Genomic DNA, 26,026 nt, shown 5'->3' with positions numbered 1-26,026 from the left:
GGTGCAGTTAATATTTGATCAGTACTTTTACCGAACCATCGACGGCGCTTTCATCAACATAACCAATAGCGTTAGCATCTGCCGCAACAGCACCGATTACAGCTGCATAATCAGCCACCTGAGTAGGTGCCTCGGCTTTGCCTGTGAACACTAGACGCGACCAGGCAGATTGTAGTTGTGCTTCAGAGCGACCAGTTGTTGCCTCATGGAAAGCAATTCGGTCTGCGTTACCATCGTTTAGCTCGATTATCTTTACTGGTTGTCCATTCGCAAGCTGAGTTTTTTTACCCAAAAACAGCTGTTTAACTTCCGCATCAGACATAGCATCGACACCCGCAGGATTACCAATAACCACATAACCTGCGTTAGCTGCAAATGACATTAGGCTCACTAGAGCCAGTGTAGCGATTTTTTTCATAGTGGCTCCTTAGAATACAAAGTCGATAGATGCTGAGTAAACGAATGAATCTGAGTACTTGATAGTTGAAGTAGACGTATCAACGTTACCAGGTAAGCCGCCTGAAGTACCTTTATAGTCGACGTAAGTAACGTCAGCTTTTAATGCGATGTTCTTAGCAAAATCCCATCGAGTACCTACAGAGTATGATAGGCGTTCAAAGTCGTTTAGCGCCATTTCACCTTGGTGGATACCTAGTTGAACAGGTAGGGTGCCCGTTGGGTTACCTCTCTCATCGTTATCGGTTGTCTTATTCCAACCTGAAGCTAAGTATGGCGTCCATGACCCTAAACGATATCCAACTAAGCCTGAAATCGCTTGAACGTCAGAGAAGCGACCTTCCAATTTCATATCCATACCTTCGACAACTGCGAGTAAGTTACCATTGTCGTACTGTGCGCCAGCTGAAATAAATGTCGCTTTTTTATCGTCCAATACGTGGTTTGCATAAGGTACAGCGTAGATTGATGGTACGCTGCCCATTGTTAGATCTGAAGGTGCATCGTAGCTAGTTTTAGCTTGAACATAAGAACCACGGAACGTGAAATCATCCACATACCAGTGAGCAGTCAAACCAAAGGTATTGTTTAGGTCCACTTCACCCCAAGTCGAATCGCGCTCTTCAACCTGAGATACGCCGGCGAATGGTTGGATTTGAAGCGTTGTTTCACCAATAGAGAATGGGATCAACAAATCCGCACCAGTGTAGCTATTGATAATGATGTGCTCGTACACTTCTTGTGAAGGACGAATCATAGGGTAAGCGTAACCCACATCTAGGTAATCAGAGTACATGAATAGCGGTGTACGCATTTTACCTGCGCGAGCGGTAAAACCATCAAACTGATAAGAAAGATACGCAACTTCGATTGAAGGTTCAAAGTTGTAGCGACCATTCGCAACTAGCTGAGTGGTGAACTTCGCTTTATCGTTAATATCGAAGTCAAACTGAATACCTGCAATCGTATCTTGTTTAGTATCGATACGCTCGCTTGTGTATTCCGCATAACCAGCATCATTGTTCGACTTGCCGATACCGACAGATCCGAAACCACTGATTCTTAGGTCATCCAAGCTTGCCGCGTTTGCGCTGCAAGCAAGCGCAACCAAAGTAGCAACCAAAGTCTTTTTCATTATGAACTCCAGAAAGACAAATATTGTTCTTTTTTTAGGTAAAGCCTCTCTAGCCCATGCCCTATGAAGGGCTGGGAAGAGAAGGCTGAAAAGTTGTTGAAATTAGGGTTAGTTAACCTTAAAGCGTCCGGTGAGCTGGCTAAGGTTATGTGTGATAGTGTTTATTTCGAGCGCGACTTGATTCACGTGGGCGACTGAATCTGAAGTCTCGCGAGCCATAGAAGAAATATCGCCAATCACTTCCTGAATTCGAGAAGACGAGGCTTCTTGTTCTTCGGTTGCACTCGCGATGGTCTCGTTGCGCTGATTAATGTCTAGAACATCCGCTGTGATCTGTTTTAGTGACTGCTCCGCTACTAGCGACTGTTCCACACAGGCTTCTGCTTTTTCTGCACTCTCGGCAATGATGTTCGCTGCAGTTCGAGTCTGTTCTTGAAGTTGCAGCAAAACGCGCTGGATTTCCTGCGTTGAGGTTTGAGTGCGAGATGCTAGCGTTCTTACTTCATCAGCTACTACAGCAAAGCCACGACCCTGCTCACCAGCACGTGCCGCTTCAATCGCTGCGTTAAGAGCCAGTAGGTTAGTCTGCTCGGCGATAGAGCTGATAGATTCAAGAATGGAACCAGCACTTTGTGCGTTGGTATCGAGCTCGCGGACTACTTCTGAAGCGGCGCGAACATCCTCAGTAAGGTTGTGTACAGATTGAATGGTACTATTGACTTGTTCTTCAGCCAGTTGAGCTTGAACACTTGCACTTTGCACCGACGATACAGTGTCGTTTGCATTGACCGCAATATGGCGTGCGCCCTCAAACATTTGCGATAGAGATTCTGTCGCTTCGTCCACCGCTAGGTGCTGCTTGGTGGTGAGCTTGTTAGAATCCTCGCACGATTGAACTAGGGTAGATGCGATGCCACCCAGACCATTGACGTTTTCGATCGTTGCATTAATGTTCATCTGTAGCTGCTGCACAAAGTTGTTGAATGAATCCGCTAGTTCAGAGAGTTCATCCTTTTTGTTGTGCACTAAACGAACTGTCAGATCGCCGTCGCCTTCGGCAATGTCTTTCATCTTGCTGCTGATGTTCGCAAGATCTTTACGAATGCCGTGAACAACAACAAAACCAAACAACGCTATTAGAATAAGCGCAGCACTACCGATGGTTAACATGGTGCTACGAGCGCTATTGTTTTCGTTTTCTAGAGTAACAACCAAAGATTCAAACTCATCGGAGCGTTGTTGTTCAAACTGGGCCATACGTTCAGTTAACGTCTCTAGAATCTGGGTGTTTTTCGCTGCAAGATCGGCAGCTGAGCTTAGATCAATAGTGCCTTCAATCATGCGATAAGCGATATCGTAAGACGCATCGAAGTACTGTTTCGCAAGCGTTTGAAGACTATTAATAGGTTGAGCAAGTGAAGGCTGAAGCTGCTTTTGTTTGTCGAAGTTTTTCGTTAATTGTGAAAACGTTTCTTTATTGAGCAGCAATAGTTCAGAATCACCAAGCGTGACAGATAGATTAAATCGCTCGCTCAGCTGACTTAAAATAGCATTATTTAGTGTGGCAGAACTCATAATAGGGTAATAACTATTCTTGAGTTCTGAAACTAGAGTAGTATTTGATTTAAGCGATTGACTGCCAATGGTAAATATACTTACCGCTCCGGTCGCAGCAAGCGCGACAAGTAAAGCAATTTTATTTTTTATAGACAACATAGTATTTATTCTCTGACAAAGTCCTTTCTTATCGAGCGTAATTTATCAGAAAAAATTGGGGTGGAAATCTAATTATCGAAAAATAGAAATGACATTTCTCACGCCGTAAGAAACTGCTATTGGAAAAATGGAACGTCTCAAAAATGAGACGGATATTTAGAAGTTTTATAGAAGGGTTTATTTCTTAAATTATTGATAATTAGGTGTTTAAAGGAGGGAGTGTTGTAACTGATTGTTTTTCTGAGTGATGGGTTTTTGAACCAATTTTTGTCAGACTATTCTTATTGAATGATACGTGCTAACTACTATTTGTACATAAGTTGATAGTCCGGTACAAAGCTTTCCCAAATCGCCGGTTCGCCAATGTATTCTTTAACCTCATTAATAAACTCAGAGACAAGAAGTGTTTGTTTTCTATGAGGGTAAATAGCGTAAATACCGGTATCCAATGTAGATAACGTATGGTCAGTTAACAGTGGAACCAATCCTAGTTCATCAATAGGCTTCTCCAGATTGAATAAATCAATAACTGAATAGCCAATGCCATCACGAACCGCACCCATTAAGGTTCTTACATCGCTCACTTTGTAGTTTCCTTGCATTTTGTAGGAGCGTAGCTCTTTGCTATTGGGCTCATGGCTCATTTTGAAGGTATCTAGACAGACGTTGCCGTTGTTATAAATCACTGCAGGTAGTTTAACCAGTGCCTCTGGCGTTACGGGCCTACCGTGTTCTTCAACAAAGGAGTTAGAAGCAATGACTGCAAAGTTAGTATTGGCGATTTTTTTAGCGATCAGGTTGGAGTCGTTGAGTTTGCCCATACGAATGGCAACGTCATAGTGGTCGGCTATTATGTCAGTGCGTTTGTCATCTAGGTGCAAGACGATTTGAACGTTGGGGTACTTGCGCATAAATCGCGTAATGACAGGTTGTATATATTGCTGACCAAGAAAGACCGCCGACACAATGCGAATCATCCCTTTAGGCTCGAATTGATAGGAATCCGCAATGTTTTGAATGTTATCGAGCGTATCAATTAACTGATACGTCTCTGCCAGAATATCCTCTCCTGCTGAGGTAAGCGAGAAGGAACGGGTCGATCGATTCAGTAACTGCACACCCAAACTTTCTTCCAACTTCTTTATCTGTTTGGAAAGGGAGGAGTTGTCCATGCTATTCAGCGAGGCAGCTTTGGCGAATGAGCCTTGCTGCACGACATCGACAAATAGTCTTAATTGAGAAGTGATAGACATGGAGATACGCCTTATGCAGACAGCACTTAATCGTAATAGCGCTTTAACTTGATGATTCGTCTACATAATAGTTAAAGGTAAGGGATAAGGAAAGAGGGCACGTCGACTTTGCGTGTCGAGTGCCCAATCGTAACTTTAGTGTTTTACGACTTCTTCTAGCATGTCACCCGTCGCACCACTCGGTGTACTGACGTTTAAATAGCCAGATAATGTCGGAGCGATATCGTAAGGCGTAACGGGTCTTGTCACGGTTTTCGCTTCGAGCTTGTTGCCCGCGAAGATAATTGGCACGTGAGTGTCGTATCTCCATGGAGAACCATGTGTGGAGGCAATGGTAAGCCCGTCCATATCATTGATATAGGTTCGTGGTCCAAACACCATGTAGACGTCGCCCGAGCGCAGAGGGTGGTAATTGTTTCTAATGAGCTGATTGACGCGAGAATTTGCCACGCGGTTGTTGGCAATATCTTCACTTGTTACCGCTGCCGCAACGCCTTCAACCTTCATCACCTCTTGTGCGATGAGTTTTTGCACATCACTTAGTGACACTTTCTTCTCAGCGATGAGTTCGTGATCTAGGTAGATGTAGGGCTGGGCGTAGAGCTTAATGATGTCTTCACCAAGACCAAACTGCGATTTGAGTTTGCTCATTAGAGTTTCTGTAAGCAGGTTGTCCTTATTAAAGTAAAATGGCTGTCTGAAGCCAAGGGTGTTCAGAGTTGGCGCTGCTTCTGGAACGCCGTGGTCCGCAGATAGTACGATGAGGGTGTTATCAAGCCCAACGGAGTTGTCGATGTGTTTGAAAAGGTCGGCCAGCGTTTTATCCAGTCTGATCAAGTTGTCTTCAGTCTCAAGGCTCGATGCGCCGTACAAGTGAACCACATAATCGTTCGAAGAGAAGCTGATCGCGAGATAGTCTGTTGCCTCTCCAGCTCCTAGCTTTTCTTGCGCCATTAGAGTTTTAGCGAAATCAGCGGTAATTTCATCACCCGCAGGGCTGACGGTTAGCATGGTTGAATAATACTTGTAGGATGCCGGACCATAGGGGTGTGGGAAAGTACGAGCAAACCCACCCAAGTCAACTTTCTGATCTTGTACTCGCTCTTGCAGAGAATACTCTTCTTTAGGAAGAGTGAGCTCCCATCGCTGACCTGAATAGCGAGTAGGAATCGCTTTTTCGTTCCAGCGGTCGACCCACATTGGGTTGCTGTCGTAATAGTAATTGCTGGTCACAAACTCAGATTGCGCCTTAGAAAACCAAAACGCTTTACCACTGTGACCTGCCAGTGAGATAGCGCCACGGTCTTTCACCGAAACAGAAAATACACGCGATTGACCATTATTTGAAATAACCAGCTCGTCACTGAATGTGGTCGACATAATTGGCTCAGGAGAGCGCCCATCGCCAGCCGCAGCCTTTTGGGTTGGGTCTATTTCAGTCGATTTATCAACGCCAGCCCCGGTGGCTAGCATGGAGTAATTAGGGTCTTCAACATTGTAGACAAGACGATCAAGACCACGGTCAAACCATACATTACCTACCATACCGTGTACCGATGGCGGAGCACCTGTCGCGAGGGATACATGCCCAACAATCGTCTCTGTGTTAGCGTGTTGATAGTGCGCATTTTTGTAGTAGACACCTTCATCCATTAGGTAGCGAAACCCACCCTCAGAGAAGTTGTGCTTATAACGCTCAATAAGGTCGGCTCGAAGCCCATCGACGGTAATTTGTACCACGAGTTTAGGCTTTGACTGCTCAGCGAATGCCTGCGGAGTCATAAAAATGGCGCCTACTAGTGACACTGTCACTAGTAGGCTTGTGCTAAGTCGAGGTGTTGTGTTGTGACGCGAGTTTTGTTTCATATAGAATCCTTGCCATGACGTTAAATCGTTAGTTAGTGTTATTTGTCCTTCGCAAGACGTAGTCCCATGTCCGACATAATTATAGATTGGCTTGCAAAGTCACGACGGAAATTTTCCGATTCATCAGCGTCATACGCGAAGCTGCCGCCTCGAACAGACTTGTGGGATAGCCCAGAATCTGAGTGCTTGGCATTGTTTGGGTTTTCAACTGGAGAGAGTCTGTAAAAACCGTCATCAAAGGCGTCTTGAACGAATTCGCCAACATTACCTGTCATGTCATAAAGACCAAGTTCGTTAGGCTGCTTTTGACCCACAGGGTGAGCTTGGTTGTTTGCATTACCAGCATACCAAGCAACATCATCAATATTGTTTGAACCCGCATACGTGAAGCCTTGGGATAGGTTGCCACCTTTGGCTGCAAACTCCCATTCCGCTTCAGTTGGTAGGCGGTAGTTTTCGCCTGTGAGCTCGTTGAGCTTCTCAACAAAGTAGTTGGCTTGCTGCCAGCTTAAGTTGTTCACCGGAATGTTTGGATCGGGAAAGAAGCTCATCGATGAACCGATAACGGATTCAAACAGCTCTTGTGTGACTTCAAATTTGGACAGGTAGAAGCTGTCTAACTTTACAGTATGAGCAGGGCGCTCTGACTTAGCTGCCGTTGGGTCGTCTGATCCCATAGTGAACTCACCACCTTCGACGAGCACCATGTCGCTTTCTATTTTGAGTGCGATAGGGTGGTCAGGTTGAGTCGCGCATCCTGAGAGTAAAATAGGCAATGCGATAATGGCGATAACGGCTAAAAATTTGGTCGCGTTCCATGCCTGCTTTTCCTCTAGATGATCGTTCATGCTCAGTGCTCTCATTAATGAATTAAGTCGAGTAAATAGTAACCGCAGAGCACTTTCCATTTAGTTATATGCACTATAACAAAGCACGCTTTGTACATGGGATAAACTGGGTCTGTTCATCCGATTAAAGGTCTATTTCTATGGTTTCGAGCGCTAATGCGACATCGTCAGTTTCGTCTACTGCGAGCTCAACTTCTTCTAATACGTCGTCACCTATGCAGCTATCACAAGGACCACAGTTTCAAGGAAGACCATCTAAACGAATGCATGTTATGGCAAAGCCGATTGGTGCTGTGTGCAACATCGATTGCAACTATTGCTATTATCTGAGTAAACAAGATCTACTTGAGTACAAAAAAGGCTGCTCTCCAGAAATGGATGAGGTGATGCTTGAGCAGTACATCAAAAATTATATTGAGGGACAAAACACCCCTGAGATTATCTTCTCTTGGCAAGGTGGCGAGCCGACTATGCTTGGTCTCGATTACTTCAAGAAAATTGTCGAGTTGCAGGCGAAGTATCAGCCTTCCGGTGTGAAAATTTCAAATGACCTCCAAACCAATGGCACGCTACTTGATGAGAAATGGTGCGCGTTTTTGGCAGAGCATAACTTCTTGGTAGGCTTGAGCATCGACGGTCCTCAAATGTTGCATGATGCCTATCGAACCAACCGCGCTGGTCGCGGTACGCATAAACAAGTGATGAAAGCGGTCGAACTGCTGCATAAATACAACGTGAGTTTTGCGACGTTAACTTGTGTGAACAATCTAACTAGTAAGAACCCGTTAGAAGTGTATCGATTTCTTCGTGATGAGGTGCGTTCTCCTCAAATGCAGTTCATTCCTATTGTGGAGCAAAAGACGTTTCGCACCGATGCGCCGCAGACCGGATTATCAAGCGAGCAGTTAAGACAAGGCGATAAACGTCTTATTCCAGGCAACTCAAACTCAATAATGGAACCTTGGTGTGTGTCGGACGAAGCCTGGGGCAACTTTCTTATCGCGATTTTTGATGAGTGGGTGCAAAAGGACATAGGCAAAGTTTTTGTTCAGTATTTTGAGGCGAGTGTCGAAACATGGATGGGGCGCAAGAACCCACTTTGTACTCTAGGCTCGCTATGCGGCAAGGGCTTAGCGATGGAGCCAAATGGCGACGTCTTTAGCTGCGACCATTACGTCTACCCAGAATACAAAATCGGTAATATCGATACAGACAGCCTTGAAGAGATGGCGTACAGCAAGCGACAGCAAGAGTTTGGTTTTGCTAAATCACGCACTCTAACGAGCCAATGCCAACAATGTGACTATCAGTTCGCTTGTTATGGTGAATGTCCAAAGAACCGATTTATTAAAACGCGCAGTGGTGAGCCTGGGCTTAACTACCTTTGCGCAGGTTGGAAGAAATTCTTCTCTCACGCTGACAGGGCGTTAGCTTACATACTCCGTGCGACGGGAAATCCAGTGGCTCATGGGAAATACAGTGACCAAGTGATTCGCACGGCAAACTCAGCGCAAGGCGCGGGTTTTAATCCAAAATTCTAGGAGCTAACGATGAAATTGAGACCACTAGTACTAGCAGGCATTGTTGTTGCCTCAATGAGCCAAGTTGCTTTGGCAACCGACACGCAACAGCAAGCACCAATCACAACCACCACTCAAAATCAGGCTGAATCGACCGAGCAGCGCATTCAAAGACTTTCATACACAGCACAAAATCAGAGTGAGAGTGCAGAGAGACGCGTGGACGCGTTACATGAGCTTAGCCAGTATCCCAACCAAAACGCGCTGGTGGCAGTGACCAGATCGCTTCAGGACAGTAATGCAGATATTCGAGAAGCTGCCATCGTTGGTGCCAAGCCATACCAATTTGAGTACCGCTGGAAGTTAGTCTCGCCTTTGCTATCAGACCCTGAGCAGTCGGTACAAGTAGCTGCCGTTGTAAGTTTGATTCCGGACTTTTCGACAATGACGAACTCGCAGCAAGAAGCTATCAATAAGAATTATCCTACGGTGATTGAGTACCTTTCAAAGCCGTCAGGAAAGCGCAGCCAGCTACTTTTAGCCGATGTCTACCGTTGGCACAAAGAATGGGATAAAGCCGAAGCACTATATCAAACACTGCTTGCCGAACCCTCATTATCTACGCAGGCGTCTTTGAGCCTATCAGATAATTATCGAGCTCAGTCTCAAGATCAAAAAGCGCTGGACGTGCTTAATACAGCGATTGAGCAAAACGCTGAGTCCGGCCAGTTGCAATACGCGAAAGCGCTAACCTTGGTACGTATGGATGAAAAAGCACAAGCCGCTGTGGCGATTGAGAAGGCAACGACGCTCTCGCCAAGTAACAGTTATTACTGGTATTTAAATGGCGTATTACAGGAGCCTTTGGACGTAGAAAAAGCGACGGATTCTTTTGAAAAAGCGTATCTAATTTCCGGGGCGCCAGAGCAGCTTTATGCGGTGTGTGACATTTACGTTCGCCACGACCATCCTAAAGCAGATGTGTGTTTAGAGGAGTTGGGAAATGTTGCGCCTCCGTATGTCATAGAACAACTTAAGGCTCAAAACTAGTTGCTGAATGCTTTTTGAGCGATGTGTAACAAAATAAAAAATTAATTAGAAAAGAGTTGGATAGCGTTCTGATTAAGGGCATCCTGTAGTTAGAAATTTGTTACAGGATGTAGATTTATGTTGATTGAAGACGGTGTCATTCATATTGATTCTTTTCTAGCGGTGACGATGGGCATTATTGTTCTATTTGTCGGACGCAGACTTAACCAGGTGGTGGGGTTTCTAAAGGAGTTTAGTATCCCCGAGCCTGTTTCAGGCGGTATTGTATTCTCGGTACTGTTCGCTTTATTCCACATGGCCACGTCTCTTGAAGTGTCGTTTGATTTAATGGCTCGAGACGTGTTGCTGGTCTATTTCTTTACGACGATAGGTATTAACGCAAGCCTTGGGGACCTAATGAAGGGTGGTAAGCCGCTTATCATTCTATTGGTGATCACGGTTGGCTATATGCTTGTACAAAACCTGACGGGTATTACGGTGGCGACGGCATTTGGTCTAGAGCCTGTGGCGGGGCTATTGAGTGGTACGGTTTCACTGATCGGCGGTCATGGTACAGCAATCGCGTGGGCTCCTAGGATCCAAGAAGAGTTCGGTCTGAATACTGCGATGGAAATTGGTATTGCGAGTGCAACCTTTGGTTTGATACTGGCAAGTATCATGGGTGGTCCAATTGCTAAATTTCTAATTAAACGTCATGATTTGAAGCCTGCTGAGGATCAAGCGTTAGACGTTGGTGTTGCAGACGACAAACCTGAGCCGAAAATTACCTCTTATGACTTCCTAGATGCCATGTTGGCGATTCACACTTGTATTATTGTGGGTGTGTTTCTTAACGAGGGTGTGGAATACCTTGGGCTTCAATTACCGTTATTCGTAACGTGTCTGTTCGCAGGTATTATTCTTTCTAACATCGTACCGCACAACTATCCGCGCATTACCGGGACTACTTGGCCTGCCAATAAGCCAGCAGTCGCTTTGATTGCGGATATGTCTCTGGGTGCTTTCTTGGCAATGTCGCTGATGAGTATGCAGTTGTGGACGCTGGTTGATTTGGCTGGACCTATCTTTGCGATATTGGGTGCTCAGTTCATCGTCGCTATTTTGGTGAACCTGTTCATCATCTTCCCCGCGATGGGCAAAAATTATGATGCAGCAGTTATTTGTTCTGGCTTTGGTGGCATCTCATTGGGCTCGACACCAACGGCGATGGCAAACATGTCAGCCGTAGCGCAAAAGTACGGTAACTCGCATCAAGCCTTTATTGTGGTTCCATTGGTTTGCGCATTCTTCATTGATTTGGCTAACGCGTTCATTATCCCTTACTTTATGGGCGTGCTCGCCTAGTTCTAGAATGAGTTGTGAAAGAAAAAGACGCCTAGAAAGGCGTCTTTTTTTATGCGCTTTTTAAGTATTGGAGCAGTACTTGTGTGGCGGTATCAATCTCTTGATAGCGTTTTGCTTTGCCAAGTACTCGCATCCCTTGCATCTGGCAGATGACGAACTGTCCCAGTGACTCTGCATCTTGTTTTCGGCTTATCTGTGACTGGTTTTGGGCGCTTGTGATCGCTTCTACTATTGCAGTTTGTAGGGTGTTGAATAGCGCATCGCTGCGCTTTAAGACTTCTTGATTCTCGCCGGCATGTTCGACCACGGCATTCTGAATAAAGCAGCCACACGTATTCTCTTTTTGCTTTTCAGCAAAGCCTACTAAGAAGGTTTCCAGCGTATCTATATCCGCATCTCTAGCTCGCAAAGGCTCTAATTTAGGAAAGGAGATCGAACTTAGGTAGTTGTCGAGAGCTTGATAATACAGAGTCTCTTTATCACCAAAGGTGTTGTACAAGCTAAAGCGGTTGATTGCGAGCGTTTCGGTCAGGTCGTTAATGGAGGTATTGGCAAAGCCTTTGCTCCAGAACAGAGCCATCGCCTGCTCAAGCTTTTCTTGTTTACAAAAGTTAGCTTTTCTTGCCATACAAACCCCAGATAAAACGCTCATTTCGTTACTGCTAAACTGCAACCTGTATTGTACAAGCATATTGAGCAGAAACGGAAATTAATTCTTGACCGATCGTTTAGTTATTGCATAGAGTATATCTAAACGATCGGTTAGATAAAAGGGACGAACCATGAAATTGTACGAACAAGCGGCGACGGTAAGCTGTAAACGCCTTAACCTTTTCTTGCGTGAAATCGGTGTTACGGATTTGGAGCGAGTCGAAATTAACGTTAGGGAAGGGGATAACTTAGAGCGGGGTTACCAAGACAAAAGCGTGAACGGTAAAGTGCCTTTGCTAGAGCTTGATGATGGTACGCACTTAAGCGAAACCGTGGCTATCAGTCGCTATTTTGATGAAATCACACCTAATGATTTAAACCTGTTTGGTCAGGATACGTTAGAGCGCGCTAAGGTAGAAATGTGGAACCGCATCGTTGAAATCGATGGTATTCAAAATGCGTTTCAAGCATTCAGAAACTTAACTGGATTATACAGCGACCGAGAAAACTGTGTTGAGGATTGGGGTAAAGAAGCGAAGCACCGTGTAGAGCTGTTTCTACCGAAACTAGATAAGCAACTAGGTCAGTCAAGCTACGTAGCAACAGAGAATTATAGTGTCGCTGATATCAGCGCTTATATCTTTGTAGTGGTTGCGGTCAATGCACTGAAGATTGAAGTGTTTGAATCTAATCAGAACATCAAAAGTTGGTTTGATAAAGTGTCAACCAGACCTGCTCTACAAGGTTAAGTCGCCCAGCAATATGATAGGGGAGTCGGTTATCGGCTCCCCTTGTATTTGAAATTTCTCAGCTTTTCACTAGGTTTAATGTATACATCTAGTGGAGAGTATCGAGTGGCTCAAAAGAAAATCCTAATGGTCCTGACATCGCATCGTCGTATGGGTGATACCAACGAAGAAACAGGATTTTGGCTAGAAGAGTTTGCCGCCCCGTATTATGTTTTTAAAGACGCGGGTCTTCATATCACACTGTGTTCTCCTGCTGGTGGTCACCCTCCCATCGATCCCAAGAGCCAAGACGAAGATTATCAAACAGAAGCGACAAAACGCTTTGAAAATGACGACGTCGCGAAAACACACCTGTCGCACACCTTGAGGCTAGTCGAAGCACGCGCAAGCGATTATGACGCCATATTCTTCCCAGGTGGACATGGGCCTCTTTGGGATCTTACCTGCGATCCTGACTCCGTTACTTTGATTGATGATTTCTACAGCGATGATAAGCCCATTGGGGCAGTATGCCATGCTTCAGGCGTGTTGATTAACGCTGCTAATGAAGACGAAACGCCTATGGTTAAAGGTCGTCAAGTCACTGGGTTTAGCAATTCGGAAGAAGCAGCTGTCGGTCTTACTGATGTGGTTCCATTCTCTCTCGAGGATGAACTGGTAAAACTCGGAGCGTCGTATTCCAAGGCTGAAGATTGGGCAGAATATGTTGTGATTGATGACAAGCTGGTCACTGGTCAAAACCCCGCTAGCTCGCGAGCCGCTGCGCAAGCAATTCTGAACTTGATTGCCAATAATTAGACTCCAACACATAGTGTGACGACGCTAGCGATACCATGAAATAACCGCGCTTATCTGACAAATTTCTGACATTGTCATAGATTGTTAATCATTGAATGCTATCGTAATTACAATAAGTGGAAGAAATCGATGTCTACCAAAACTGAACGTGAAAAAATGCTTGCTGGCGAACCTTATCTAGCATGGGATGAGGAGTTGCTGGCTTCACGAGTCCAATGTCGTCACACTCTCAAAAAGCTAAACGATAGTATCCCTAACACACCAGAGTGGAAAGAAGCGCAAGAGGCCTTAATTCCCAACAGAAAGGGGAGTCTTTATTTAGAGCCGCCATTTCGCTGCGACTATGGAGAGAATATTCACGTTGGTGAAAACTTTTATGCCAACTTTAACTGTGTCATCTTAGACGTTAATGTGGTTGAGATTGGTGATAACGTTTTGTTTGCGCCGAATGTACAGATCTATACCGCGGGACATCCACTCGATGTGAAAGGTCGAGTTGAAGATGAAGTTGAGTTCGGGTTACCAATTAAGATAGGTAATAACGTCTGGATTGGCGGTGGCGCTATCGTTTGTCCTGGTGTGACCATTGGCGATAATGCCGTGATCGGTGCGGGAAGCGTTGTGACCAAAGACATTCCAGCAAATAGTTTAGCGGTAGGTAACCCATGTCGCGTCATTAAACAGATTGATAATGACTAGCGCGTTTTAAACGCTTCTTCTCTTTTGCATATCCATACATAGTTCGTCTAACCGTCACAATGTTAGGCGACTATGCTCTCCAAGTTGCTGTCTCAAAGACGATTAGTTTCTAGTGCGTCAAAAAAATGTTGTTAAAACAGCAGGTTTTTGACGTTTTGTTTGATGTTGGTTCCATTAAATTTTATTATGTTTCCCTTACTTATTGATATTGACTGTTAGAAGTTAGGCTAGGCGTTACGTTTTATGGAATTTGAGTTGTCGTTAGGATTGATGGAATCAGCACTGAAAAGCGCTTCGGTTGCCGTCATTATTACTGATGACACTGCACGCATACAGTACGTCAACGAACAGTTCACTCGACTGACAGGTTATACTCGCGATGAAGTCATTGGCAGAAACCCTAAGTTCCTCAAATCGGGACAAACCTCTTCTGCCACCTACCAAGATATGTGGTCCAAGCTTGTAACCGGTAAGGATTGGCATGGTGAGTTGGTAAATAGAAAGAAAAATGGCTCTCTGTTTATCGAGCATGCCCACATCAGCCCTTTCGACTACCTTGGTCAGTCTTATTTCATTGCAGTTAAGCGAGACGTAACGTCAGAGAAGCACCTAACGGATAGACTCAGTGATCTCGCCTATTTTGATGCCCTTACTAGACTTCCAAATCGAACGTCTTTCTTTGAGCACCTGCAACGTTTCTTAGTAGATGAGCAATCTACCAACCATCCATATTCGCTACTGTTGATCGACCTCAATGAGTTTAAGTCTATCAATGACAGCAAAGGGCATGACTTTGGAGATCTGTTCCTACAAAACGTAGCCAAGCGCTTTAAAGCAGCGGTTGGTGACAATGGTTTGGTCGCGCGTTTAGGAGGCGATGAGTTTGTTGCCTTGCTCCCTAACTGTGGGAAAAAGCGCGCAGAACACTATGCACAACATATTGTGGATGCGATTGCCTTTATTGAGGTGGGGAACAAGTCCGAGCGTGGCTCAGCTTCTGTTGGGATTACAACGAATGTAAGTAGGACGATTCCTACTAGCTTGTTACTTAAACAAGCCGATCTCGCGATGTACCGTGCCAAGCAGTGCCAAACGACTTGGATGAGTTACGATGAAGCGATGGGTGAGCAGTGGGGACGCAAAACTGCGATGGCGCAACGTCTTGCTCAAGCCATAGAATCACACAAGCTCGAGGTGAGTTTTTTACCCGTCATCGATCTGGAGCTGAAAAACGTCGTTGCTTACAAGAGCCGTCTTGAGTGGAGTGATGCGATGTTTGGCGAGGTCGATAGATTCGAGTTTATACCCATTGCAGAAGAAACCCAGCTGATTCGCAAACTCAATCTATTTACTATCGAGCAAGCCTGTAAATACGCCTCAGTTGGAGAGCTGAAAACCGTCGCGGTTAAGGTATCCTCGAAGAACTTCGGACATGGACTCTTTACTCAAGAAGTGACCGATATTCTCGAAAAGTATCACTTACCACCTCGCTGCTTAGTTTTGGAAGTATTTGAAGACATGCTCTCGAAGAAACGCTGTGTCGATGAGCTCTATCAACTTGTCGAACTGGGTTGTCAGATAACCGTGGCAGATTTTGGAATGGGGCACATTTCCATTTCCGAGCTTCGTGAGTTGCCAATACAAAAGCTTAAGGTTGGTGCTCAGCTAGTTGCTGAAATCGCGCAAGACAAATCAGTCGAGCAGGTTGCAAAAGCCATCGTTAGCTTAGCTAAAGTACTGAATATAGAGACAATTGCTGAAGGCGTCGAGACCGAAGGGCAACTAGAATCGCTTAAACTTATTGGTTGTCATTTTGCTTCAGGACCGCATATCTCATCTTGTATGAAAGTGGAACACGCCCTTTAATCAACGTGATGCTTATCTAGCCAATCCGTTTGATTAGCTCTTTATTTATTTCCTCCCCAAGACACTCTATTTACAATTTGAGACCTTTCACGAAAAACGCATCGAAACGTTTCGATGGGGCGATCTGAGTCACACTTAAATGCAACTTGCATCGATCTTTACTCAGACTACGCTAGGATTGTCATCGAAACGTTTCGATGATTGTTTTATCAACAAAAGATAACAGCAAAGTGACCAAGAATTTTTATCAAGCCCTACAGTCTCGATAAAGCCGCATGAAGCAGGTACTAACAATGAAAAAAAGCGCCCTAATTAACTCAGAACTTTCCTATTTGGTGTCAACCTTGGGGCACACCGATGAGGTGACGATCTGCGATGCAGGTTTGCCGATTGCCGATGAAGTGCAGCGTATCGACTTAGCCCTAACTCACGGCGTACCAGCCTTCATCGATACCGTTAAAGTCTATCTATCAGAAGCTCAGATCGAAGGTGTGATTCTAGCTGAAGAGTTTAAAGCAGTGAGCCCAGAGCTTCACAACGCATTGCTCGCAGTGCTAGAGCAAGAGCAGGCTAATACGGGGAAAGAGATTACTGTTCGTTATGTTACTCATGAAGAGTTTAAAGCCAAAACTGTTGATTCAAGAGCAGTCGTTAGAACAGGTGAGTGTACACCTTATGCCAATGTGATTTTCCAAGCTGGCGTCGTGTTTTAAGCCGCCACGAAATACGAGTTAAGTTCAGCGAAATATACAGGACATCCTCATGCTGCAACCAATTTTACAACTCAGCGAGATTGAAAAAGCCTTCCCTGGTGTTAAGGCTTTGGATAAAGCGAGCCTTAACGTCTACCCAGGTAAAGTGATGGCACTGCTTGGCGAAAACGGTGCTGGCAAGTCTACGTTGATGAAGGTGCTGACAGGCATTTACTCGAAAGACTACGGAGAGCTTCGCTATCAAGGCGAAGAAACTGGGTTCAAGGGACCGCGAGACTCTCAACAAGCGGGTATCAGTATTATTCACCAAGAGCTCAACCTAATCCCTGAGCTTACCATTGCGGAGAATATCTTCTTAGGTCGTGAAAAGACCAATGCGTTTGGACGTATTTTATGGTCTGAAATGTACGCCGAAGCAGACCGATTACTTGCCAGACTCAACGTGAAACACAGTGCGAAAACACCTTTGGGTGAGTTGAGCTTAGGTGAACAACAGATGGTTGAGATCGCGAAAGCTCTGTCGTTTGAGTCGAAAGTTATCATTATGGACGAGCCAACCGACGCACTGACAGATACAGAGACCGAATCCCTTTTCAGTGTCATTAATGAGCTTCGTGAACAAGGCTGCGGCATTGTTTACATTTCTCACCGCCTTAAAGAGATCTTTGAGATTTGCGATGACATTACCGTACTTCGTGACGGCAAGTTTATCGGGCAGCGTACCGTTGCCGAAACTGATGAAGATACCCTAATCGAGATGATGGTAGGTCGTAAGCTCGATGAGCAGTACCCTCGTATTGATGCCGTCCACGGTAAAACAAGCCTCGAAGTAAAAAATCTTACGGGCCCAGGCGTTGATAATGTGAGCTTCACCCTAGATCAAGGAGAGATCCTTGGTGTATCCGGCTTGATGGGAGCCGGGCGCACAGAGCTAATGAAAATTATCTATGGCGCGCTGAAACGTCAGTCTGGTGATGTAATTCTTAATGGTAAAACCATTAACCCAGATAGCCCTCAAGAAGGCTTGGCAAACGGTATTGCTTATATCTCAGAAGACCGTAAGGGAGATGGTTTAGTACTCGGATTGTCCGTTAAAGAAAACATGTCGATCTGTGCGCTTGAGCAGTTATCTAAAGGCATGCAGATCCAGCACAGTGAAGAAGTGATTGCAGTAGAAGACTTTATCAAGCTCTTCAACATCAAAACGCCAACTCGAGACCAAATCATAGGCAATCTTTCTGGTGGTAATCAACAGAAAGTTGCCATTGCCAAAGGACTAATGACTAAGCCTAAGGTGCTTATTCTGGACGAGCCAACTCGCGGTGTGGACGTTGGTGCTAAGAAAGAAATCTATCAACTAATCAACAAGTTTAAAGCAGATGGCATGAGCATCATTTTGGTGTCATCTGAAATGCCAGAAGTACTTGGCATGAGTGATCGAATTTTGGTGATGCATGAAGGGCATATAAGTGGTGAGTTTATGGCTCAAGATGCAGACCAAGAGAAACTACTAGCATGCGCTGTCGGTAAAAATGTAAGTGAGGAAGCAGCATGAACAACAAAACCATCAACAAAGAGATGAGCGTCGAGATGGAAAACAAGAAGCCTCTTTTCAATAAAGAATGGTTGATTGAGCAAAAATCACTGATTGCGCTGATCTTCCTAATTATCGTGGTGTCTTTTCTAAACCCGAACTTTTTCACCGTCGATAATATTCTGAATATTCTTCGCCAAACCTCTGTGAATGCCATTATCGCAGTGGGTATGACTTTGGTCATCTTAACCGCAGGTATCGACTTGAGCGTGGGCTCAGTACTCGCACTTTGTGGTGCATTTGCTGCCAGTTTGATAGCGATGGAAGTCCCGGTATTGATCGCGGTTCCAACCGCGCTTCTTGCTGGTGCAGTTCTTGGCGCAATAAGCGGTATTATCATCGCCAAAGGTAAAGTTCAGGCGTTTATCGCCACCTTGGTTACCATGACGCTATTACGTGGTGTGACCATGGTGTACACCGACGGTCGTCCAATCTCTACAGGCTTTACCGACACGGCTGACGCGTTCGCATGGTTTGGTACGGGTTACGCTTTGGGCATCCCAGTTCCAGTTTGGATTATGGTCGTCGTATTCGCTTCAGTTTGGTATCTACTTAACCACACTCGCTTTGGTCGCTACGTTTATGCACTAGGCGGTAACGAATCAGCGACTCGCTTGTCTGGTATCAACGTCGACAAAGTGAAGATTGGTGTTTATGCCATCTGTGGTCTGCTTGCAGCACTAGCGGGCATTATCGTTACCTCTCGTCTGTCATCGGCTCAGCCTACAGCGGGTATGGGATACGAGCTCGACGCCATTGCCGCGGTTGTTCTTGGCGGTACCAGCTTGATGGGTGGTAAAGGTCGAATTATGGGTACGTTGATTGGTGCACTGATCATCGGCTTCTTGAACAACGCACTTAACCTATTGGATGTTTCTTCTTACTACCAAATGATCGCAAAAGCAGTGGTTATCTTGCTTGCGGTACTGGTGGACAACAAAAACAAGTAACCTCGATTAACACTAGATTATTTACAATAACAGGCTCGACAATGAGTTGAGCCGCCCCCTACACAAAGGACTAAAACGATGAAAAAACTAGCCACTTTAATCTCTGCTGCCGTGCTATCTGCTTCTATGTCTACAGCTGCATCAGCACAAGACACGATGGCGATTGTTGTCTCTACGCTTAACAACCCGTTCTTCGTAACGATGAAAGAGGGTGCGGAAGCGAAAGCCAAGGATTTAGGTTACAACCTAATCGTTTTGGACTCGCAAAATGACCCAAGCAAAGAGCTATCAAACATTGAAGATTTAACAGTACGTGGCGTTAAAGCAATTCTTATCAACCCAACTGATTCTGATGCAGTATCGAATGCTATTCGTATGGCAAACCGCTCGAACATCCCAGTACTGACGCTTGACCGTGGCGCTAGCCGTGGTGACGTAGTGAGCCACATCGCATCTGATAACGTAGTTGGTGGCGAAATGGCAGGTCACTACATCATGGAGAAAGTAGGCGAGAAGGCGAAAGTTATTCAACTAGAAGGTATCGCAGGCACGTCAGCTGCACGTGAGCGTGGTGAAGGTTTCATGAACTCAGTAAAAGGTTCAGAAATGGAACTCCTTGCTAGCCAACCAGCGGATTTCGACCGTACTAAAGGTCTAAACGTAATGGAGAACCTACTAGCTGCAAACCCAGATGTACAAGCTGTATTCGCACAGAACGATGAAATGGCACTAGGTGCACTACGTGCGGTTCAAGCGGCAGGTAAAGACGTCATGATCGTTGGCTTTGATGGCACTGAAGATGGCATGGCAGCGGTGAAACGCGGCAAACTAGCAGCAACGATTGCACAGCAACCAGATATGATCGGTGCACTAGGTGTGGAGACTGCTGACAAAGTCTTGAAAGGCGAAAAAGTAGAAGAGTACATCCCAGTACCTCTTAAAGTCGTAGCTGAGTAATAGGCGAGGCGACGATAGGAGCCAGCCTGATGTTCCTCCCCTATATAAGCGGGGCGCGTAGCCGGGAGGCTAGGAGGGGTGCTCTTGAATTTGCGAAGCAAATTTAAGTGGAGCGTGTGAGTTAAGCTTCAGCGCATTTACCCCCTCCAACTCCCCCTTATCAGGGGGAGAGCTAAGAGCTTAGTAACGAATAGGCGAGGCGACGATAGGAGGCAGCCTAATGTTCCTCCCCTTACTAAGGCGAGGCTAGGAGGGGTGCTCTTATACTTGCGAAGCAAATATAAGTAGTGCGTGTGAGTTAAGCTTCAGCGCATTTACCCCCTCCAACTCCCCCTTATCAGGGGGAGAGCTGAGAGCTAGTAACGAATAGGCGAGGTGACGATAGTAGCCAGCCTGTAGTTCCTCCCCTTACAAGGGGAGGCTAGGAGGGGGGCTCTTGAATTTGCGAAGCAAATTTGAGTATTGCGTGTGAGTTCAACTTCAGCGCTTTTACCCCCTCTAGCTCCCCCTTATCAGGGGGAGAACTAACGCTAGCTACGCATCGCAATAAACAACCAGATACCTTCGGCTTGCCACCCAAAGGCAACCCCAAGTTATCTACATAAAAGAGTTAAAAAGGAACAAAGTATGAATAAACTCATCGTGTTGGGTAGTGTGAATGCAGACCATGTACTGCAAGTTCCTTCTTTCCCTCGCCCCGGCGAAACATTGCATGGTGGAAACTATCAAGTCATCCCAGGTGGCAAAGGCGCTAACCAAGCGGTTGCTGCTGCAAGACTTGGCGGCGATACGGGTTTTATTGCTTGTGTGGGCGATGACGCTTTTGGTATCAATATTCGCGAAGCATTCAAATCTGATGGTATCAACATCGCGGGTGTTCAATTAGAGCCAGGCACACCGACGGGTATTGCCATGATTCAAGTAGCCGACAGTGGTGAAAACAGCATCTGTATTTCCGCAGAAGCAAATGCCAAGCTAACAAAAGCTCGTGTAGAGCCACATAAAGGTCTGCTAGAGAACGCGAATTACCTACTCATGCAGTTAGAAACACCAATCGAAGGTATTGAATACGCAGCGCAAGTCGCTAAAGCAGCAAAGACCAATGTTGTGCTCAACCCAGCACCAGCTCGAGCTCTACCAGACTCTCTGCTCTCTTGTGTTGATGTCATCACACCAAACGAAACCGAAGCCGAAGTCCTAACGGGTATTACCGTTATCGACGATGATTCCGCACAAGAAGCTGCAAACGCGCTTCACTGCAAGGGTATCGAAATCGTTATGATTACCCTTGGTTCAAAAGGCGTTTGGCTTAGCCAAAATGGTCGAGGTGAGCGTATCCCGGGTTTCAAAGTAGAGGCGACAGATACAACAGCAGCAGGTGACACCTTCAACGGTGCGCTAGCCACTGGTCTCATTGATGGAAAACCTATCGAAGAGGCGATTGTGTTCGCTCATGCAGCGGCAGCGATTTCAGTGACTCGATTTGGCGCTCAGACTTCCATTCCTACCTTGAATGAAGTAAAAGAGTTTCTAGCTCAACAAGCTTAGCGGCATACTCTAAGCGTATAAACATAACAAGAAGCAGTGGAGACCCTTGCCCAATGGCAACGATGAAGGACATAGCAAGGCTCGCGGGCGTTTCAACGTCGACCGTGAGTCATGTCATCAACAAAACACGATTCGTGAGTGAAGAGATTTCTGAGCGCGTGAACAACGCAGCGAAAGAGCTCAATTACGCACCCTCTGCGTTGGCACGTAGCCTCAAAATGAATCGTACACGAACAATTGGAATGTTAGTGACTACCTCAACCAACCCGTTTTTTGGAGAGGTAGTAAAAGGGGTCGAACGCAGCTGTTATCATCAAAACTACAATCTCATCCTTTGTAATACCGAAGGTGATACGGAGCGCATGAAAGCCTCTATCGACACTTTGCTACAAAAGCGTGTAGATGGACTGATTTTGATGTGTGCGACACTAGCAGGTGAGAAACTCGATATCTTTGAGCAGTATCCGTCAATCCCAGTTGTGGTGATGGACTGGGGACCAATGCATTTCGAAAGTGACAAGATCCAAGATAACTCCTTTCTGGGTGGATATCTTGCGACAAAACACTTAATCGAGAATGGTCATAAAGAAGTGGGGTGTATTACGGGTCCACTTAACCGTCATCAAGCCTTGATGCGTTATGAGGGCTACAAGAAGGCGCTGAAAGAGCATCATCTTGCTATTAATCCAGACTGGATCATCGAATCAGACTTTGAGTGTGATGGTGGCGCTAAGTCGCTGGAAGCCTTGATTGAGCGTGGGCCTCTGCCTTCGTCACTATTTGTCTGTAATGACATGATGGCGATGGGGGCGCTCAATGTTGCTCATGCCAAGGGAATTAAGGTTCCCAATGAACTTTCGATCATTGGCTACGATGATATCCATATCGCTAAGTACATGACCCCATCACTTACAACCATTCATCAGCCTAAGTATCGATTAGGTAAAGCAGCGGTTGAAACCTTGCTGGCAAAAATCGATAAGACCGATCTTGCTCCTGATGTGGTTCAACTAGAACCGTCACTGGTGATACGTGACAGCGTAAAAACCATTTAGTAGTCGTCGAAGCTCAGCCTTAAGCGGGCTGAGCCACCTTGAACCCTCTAATAACATTGCTCAGCGTAATCACCGCGAATACCCCAATGACGATAGACAAGTGCCATGGTTGACTCAATCCAAGTTGTACCAATGACATACTGACAATCGAAGAGACGATCATCTGTCCACCACCTGATAACGCAGCCGCTGCGCCCGCTTGTTTTTTATAAGGCAGCATAACCATTGCTTGTGCACAAGGCAGCGCAATACCATTCCCTAAGATCATAAGCAGTTGCCCCAGCATGAGGTAGATAGGCTCTAGTGGACAGAATAGTAACCACAGGGCTGCGGTGGCATGCAAAGCAGGTGTCCACAACAGCATCTTTTTGCTGCCTATGATTGGACGTACACGGTTACAAATTGTGGTACCACAAATCATACCGAGGGCAGGGATCAGTGCCCATAACGCATACTCATCGGAATTCATTCCAATTTGATTTTGCATGATAAACGGCATGACGGAGACCGTAGTGATCATCAAGCTAAAATTGAGCCAACCGATACTGGCAAAGCTCATAAAGTAACTTGAGCGTAGAAGCTCGCCATACTGAATAACCATCTTTTTAGGAGAGGGTATGGATGACTTCTCTGCCACTGTTTCTTTGAACAGAATCGCGATTGCAACCCATGCTAGTGCCACATAACTAAACAACGACACGAAGACCATATTCCAGCCGAAGTGAAAGTTGATAAATCCACCAAGCACAGGCGCAATAACCGGTGTAATCGAGGCTGCCATTGCAATGTATGACATAGCCAGCGGTAGATCCGCTCCGCTGAACTGATCTCGCGTCGACGCCCTAGCAAGTACCGCGCAGCAACCCGTTCCCACCCCTTGCAAGAATCGACCAAGCACCATGCCTTTGAAAGAGTCTTGCATCAAGATGATCATCACTAAGCCTAAGAGAGCGATAACTAAACCGGTCAGCAATACCTTTTTTCGACCGATAGCGTCAGAAATAGGCCCATACAAAAATTGTGAAGGTCCAAAGCCCAGAAGGTAGATACCCACCAGTAACTGTGCTTCATCTAGAGTGATGTTGAAATCTTTCGCTATCCAAGGCAGAGAGGGAAAGACTAAACCCATACTAAGTTGACCAACGCTGATGATCAGGCAGGCGAGAAGAATGACTTTATAGCGAATTCCTTGAGTCATTGAGATTCCGTATTAAATGGCAGAGAGGAGAGGGAGTTTTGTATGACATATTACGCTAATAGATTGAGTGTTGGCTAGTTATTAAGATAAAAGTCATACTTATTGATAGATTGTCCGTATGATGCTGGCAGAAATTGAAAATTATCAAAGGGATTACAGAGTTAGGATGAGTGAACGAGCACAGAAAAAGTCGATCCAAGGAATCACTACTATTGAAGAGTTTGCCAAAGCAGCAGACTATTCATTAATGATGTCGCTTAACCGCGACCCTGACTCTGATGGCACTGGAAATGACCATAATCTAAGGCAGGTATTTACAGGACATTTTGTTCCAGTAAAACCCACACCTATTGCTGATCCAATTTATATTACTCATAGCCATTCATTATTTGAAGAACTTGGTTTAGAGGAAGCATTAGCGCTCACTGATGCGTTCCGAAACGTTTTCTCTGGTGAGTTAAGCCAGGTACCCGAACCAATGGAAGAGTTTGGCTGGGCAACGGGATACGCGCTTTCTATCTACGGTACTGAGTACATTGAACAATGCCCATTCAAAACGGGTAACGGATACGGTGACGGACGAGCCATGTCTATCTTTGAAGGTGTCTTCAACAATAAGCGTTGGGAAATGCAGCTGAAAGGCGGTGGTCCTACACCCTATTGTCGAGGCGCAGATGGACGCGCAGTACTACGCTCTAGCGTTAGAGAATTCCTCGCTCAAGAGCTGATGCATAGCTTGGGCATCCCCACAACGCGCTCGCTTTGCTTGTTTGCCTCTCAGTCAGAAAAGGTTGATAGACCTTGGTATCGTGAGGGTTCTCATTCAGAAAACCCAGATATTATGGTTTCAAACCCAGTGGCGATATCGACTCGTGTAGCATCGTCATTTCTAAGGGTAGGGCAGCTAGAGCTGTTTGGACGCAGAGCACGCAGCGACGCTCACCCTGAAGCGATGCGTGAACTAGAGATGATCGTTGACCATGCTATTGAACGTGAGTATTCAGATCAAATCGATACCAAATTACCTGCCGAAGAAAAACTACTCGCCTTTGCTGCGGCTTTTCGAGACAGACTCACAACGTTAGTGACCCACTGGATGCGCGTCGGATTCTGCCAAGGGAACTTCAATAGCGATAACTGTGCGATAGGCGGATTCACACTCGACTTCGGGCCGTTTGGTTTTGTTGAGCGCTTTGAACCCTATTACCAGCCTTGGACTGGCGGTGGTCGTCATTTTTCATTCTTCAACCAGCCTCAAGCTGCGGAGAAAAACTTCGAAAGCTTTTGCTCGGCATTAATGCCTTTGATTCGTGATGATTCGGTAGCGCTAGAACAGCTGGGCCAGATTCAAGATGAGTTCGCACAAGTTATGCACGATAAACTGAGCGAAATGTGGACGGCGAAGTTGGGTCTTGTAGAGTTCGACGGCGATCTTCTTCAAGAGCTGTTTAAACTAATGATGATGACTCATGTGGATTACACGATCTTCTTCCGCCAGTTATCCCACCTACCTAAAACCATATCTGAGCTTGAACCGAGTTTCTATACGTCTCCAGATGAGGAACTGATGAATCAATGGAGTGACTGGTTAACGGAATGGAGAAGCAAGCTTGATACGTCCCTTAGTGAGCAGGAGTTATCGACGCAAATGCAGCGCGTGAACCCTAAGTATGCTTGGCGCGAGTGGTTAGTTGTGCCAGCGTATAAACAAGCAGAGCGTGGGGAGTTTGGTTTGATTCATGAGTTGCAAGATGTGTTTGGTGGACCTTATGGGGAGCAATCGAAAGAGGTTGACGGGAAGTTTTATCAATTGAGACCGTTGGAGCTTTTTGATGTGGGTGGGGTGACGCATTATAGTTGTTCGTCGTAGGCTCACACGATGCACTGCTCAAGCAAGAAATGTGATTAATGCAAAGTACACTCAAAGAGAAAGAATCACTCAAGCTGAATTTATCGTCATTCCGCACTTGATGCGGAATCTACTTAACGCGGGTGCCAAAAGTTAAAAGGAGCGATCTAGTGTTGCATGAGGCCTTCACCTCACTTTTGGGCAGAAACGA

At 45.7% G+C, this 26,026-nt stretch carries 22 protein-coding genes; 14 read left to right on the top strand and 8 right to left on the bottom strand.

What is annotated here, in order from left to right:
- Positions 1-7 precede the first annotated feature (7 nt).
- The 6 genes from J4N45_RS23920 to J4N45_RS23895 form a co-directional block, all read right to left on the bottom strand.
- Positions 8-418: a type 2 periplasmic-binding domain-containing protein gene (locus tag J4N45_RS23920; protein ID WP_252014896.1), complete on the bottom strand. Its 411-nt coding sequence runs from the start codon at positions 416-418 to the stop codon at positions 8-10.
- 9 nt (positions 419-427) lie between these two features.
- Positions 428-1,591 (bottom strand): porin, encoded by a 1,164-nt coding sequence (locus J4N45_RS23915; RefSeq protein ID WP_252014894.1) that lies wholly within the window; start codon positions 1,589-1,591, stop codon positions 428-430.
- Between the two features lie 108 nt (positions 1,592-1,699).
- Positions 1,700-3,166, bottom strand: coding sequence for a methyl-accepting chemotaxis protein (locus J4N45_RS23910; protein ID WP_252017239.1), 1,467 nt, complete (start codon positions 3,164-3,166; stop codon positions 1,700-1,702).
- A 446-nt stretch (positions 3,167-3,612) separates the two neighbouring features.
- Positions 3,613-4,560 (bottom strand): LysR family transcriptional regulator, encoded by a 948-nt coding sequence (locus tag J4N45_RS23905; protein WP_252014892.1) that lies wholly within the window; start codon positions 4,558-4,560, stop codon positions 3,613-3,615.
- Positions 4,561-4,695: 135 nt separating this feature from the next.
- Positions 4,696-6,342 (bottom strand): alkaline phosphatase family protein, encoded by a 1,647-nt coding sequence (locus J4N45_RS23900; RefSeq protein ID WP_252017238.1) that lies wholly within the window; start codon positions 6,340-6,342, stop codon positions 4,696-4,698.
- Between the two features lie 122 nt (positions 6,343-6,464).
- The gene (locus J4N45_RS23895; protein WP_252014890.1) at positions 6,465-7,274 is read right to left on the bottom strand and encodes a formylglycine-generating enzyme family protein; all 810 of its coding nucleotides are present in this window, start codon (positions 7,272-7,274) and stop codon (positions 6,465-6,467) included.
- Positions 7,275-7,489: 215 nt separating this feature from the next.
- Between J4N45_RS23895 and J4N45_RS23890 the strand changes: the two genes are divergently transcribed.
- The 3 genes from J4N45_RS23890 (at position 7,490) to gltS (ending at position 11,188) form a co-directional block, all read left to right on the top strand.
- The gene (locus J4N45_RS23890) at positions 7,490-8,815 is read left to right on the top strand and encodes an anaerobic sulfatase maturase (protein WP_252017237.1); all 1,326 of its coding nucleotides are present in this window, start codon (positions 7,490-7,492) and stop codon (positions 8,813-8,815) included.
- A gap of 9 nt (positions 8,816-8,824) precedes the next feature.
- Positions 8,825-9,844: a tetratricopeptide repeat protein gene (locus J4N45_RS23885; protein WP_252014889.1), complete on the top strand. Its 1,020-nt coding sequence runs from the start codon at positions 8,825-8,827 to the stop codon at positions 9,842-9,844.
- Positions 9,845-9,961: 117 nt separating this feature from the next.
- A complete protein-coding gene (gene gltS / locus J4N45_RS23880) occupies positions 9,962-11,188 on the top strand; it encodes a sodium/glutamate symporter (protein WP_234496596.1) in 1,227 nt (408 codons plus the stop codon).
- A gap of 49 nt (positions 11,189-11,237) precedes the next feature.
- Here gltS and J4N45_RS23875 read toward each other — a convergent pair whose 3' ends face one another.
- Complete coding sequence (locus tag J4N45_RS23875; protein ID WP_252014887.1) at positions 11,238-11,816, bottom strand: TetR/AcrR family transcriptional regulator; 579 nt, start codon at positions 11,814-11,816, stop codon at positions 11,238-11,240.
- A gap of 154 nt (positions 11,817-11,970) precedes the next feature.
- On the opposite strand from J4N45_RS23875, the gene J4N45_RS23870 reads away from it, so the two are divergent.
- From J4N45_RS23870 to J4N45_RS23825, 10 genes are all read left to right on the top strand, one after another.
- Positions 11,971-12,588, top strand: a complete 618-nt coding sequence (locus J4N45_RS23870; RefSeq protein WP_252014885.1) for a glutathione binding-like protein — start codon at positions 11,971-11,973, stop codon at positions 12,586-12,588.
- A gap of 105 nt (positions 12,589-12,693) precedes the next feature.
- Positions 12,694-13,386 (top strand): type 1 glutamine amidotransferase domain-containing protein, encoded by a 693-nt coding sequence (locus J4N45_RS23865; RefSeq protein WP_503056938.1) that lies wholly within the window; start codon positions 12,694-12,696, stop codon positions 13,384-13,386.
- A gap of 129 nt (positions 13,387-13,515) precedes the next feature.
- Positions 13,516-14,085: a sugar O-acetyltransferase gene (locus J4N45_RS23860; RefSeq protein ID WP_042470253.1), complete on the top strand. Its 570-nt coding sequence runs from the start codon at positions 13,516-13,518 to the stop codon at positions 14,083-14,085.
- 243 nt (positions 14,086-14,328) lie between these two features.
- Positions 14,329-15,951, top strand: a complete 1,623-nt coding sequence (locus J4N45_RS23855; protein WP_252014883.1) for a putative bifunctional diguanylate cyclase/phosphodiesterase — start codon at positions 14,329-14,331, stop codon at positions 15,949-15,951.
- Positions 15,952-16,244: 293 nt separating this feature from the next.
- Complete coding sequence (gene rbsD, locus J4N45_RS23850) at positions 16,245-16,664, top strand: D-ribose pyranase (protein WP_252014881.1); 420 nt, start codon at positions 16,245-16,247, stop codon at positions 16,662-16,664.
- Positions 16,665-16,713: 49 nt separating this feature from the next.
- Positions 16,714-18,219: a ribose ABC transporter ATP-binding protein RbsA gene (rbsA, locus tag J4N45_RS23845; RefSeq protein WP_252014880.1), complete on the top strand. Its 1,506-nt coding sequence runs from the start codon at positions 16,714-16,716 to the stop codon at positions 18,217-18,219.
- Positions 18,216-19,208: a ribose ABC transporter permease gene (rbsC, locus tag J4N45_RS23840; RefSeq protein ID WP_252014878.1), complete on the top strand. Its 993-nt coding sequence runs from the start codon at positions 18,216-18,218 to the stop codon at positions 19,206-19,208. Before rbsA ends, rbsC begins: the two co-directional genes overlap by 4 nt.
- A 78-nt stretch (positions 19,209-19,286) precedes the next feature.
- A complete protein-coding gene (gene rbsB / locus J4N45_RS23835) occupies positions 19,287-20,165 on the top strand; it encodes a ribose ABC transporter substrate-binding protein RbsB (RefSeq protein WP_252014876.1) in 879 nt (292 codons plus the stop codon).
- A 627-nt stretch (positions 20,166-20,792) separates the two neighbouring features.
- Entirely contained in the window at positions 20,793-21,713 is a 921-nt protein-coding gene (rbsK, locus tag J4N45_RS23830) for a ribokinase (protein WP_252014874.1), read from the top strand.
- A gap of 53 nt (positions 21,714-21,766) precedes the next feature.
- Entirely contained in the window at positions 21,767-22,768 is a 1,002-nt protein-coding gene (locus tag J4N45_RS23825; protein ID WP_252014872.1) for a substrate-binding domain-containing protein, read from the top strand.
- A gap of 19 nt (positions 22,769-22,787) precedes the next feature.
- Here J4N45_RS23825 and J4N45_RS23820 read toward each other — a convergent pair whose 3' ends face one another.
- Positions 22,788-23,966, bottom strand: a complete 1,179-nt coding sequence (locus tag J4N45_RS23820) for a multidrug effflux MFS transporter (protein ID WP_252014870.1) — start codon at positions 23,964-23,966, stop codon at positions 22,788-22,790.
- A 166-nt stretch (positions 23,967-24,132) separates the two neighbouring features.
- Here J4N45_RS23820 and J4N45_RS23815 point away from each other — a divergent pair, with 166 nt between their 5' ends.
- A complete protein-coding gene (locus tag J4N45_RS23815; protein ID WP_252014868.1) occupies positions 24,133-25,836 on the top strand; it encodes a protein adenylyltransferase SelO in 1,704 nt (567 codons plus the stop codon).
- Positions 25,837-26,026: the final 190 nt, after the last annotated feature.

It is taken from the genome of Vibrio sp. SCSIO 43140 (genome assembly GCF_023716585.1).
GTDB classification, from domain to species: Bacteria; Pseudomonadota; Gammaproteobacteria; order Enterobacterales; family Vibrionaceae; genus Vibrio; species Vibrio maritimus_B.
The sequence above is the reverse complement of the archived record's forward strand: the minus strand, read 5'-3'. Positions and strand labels throughout refer to the sequence as shown.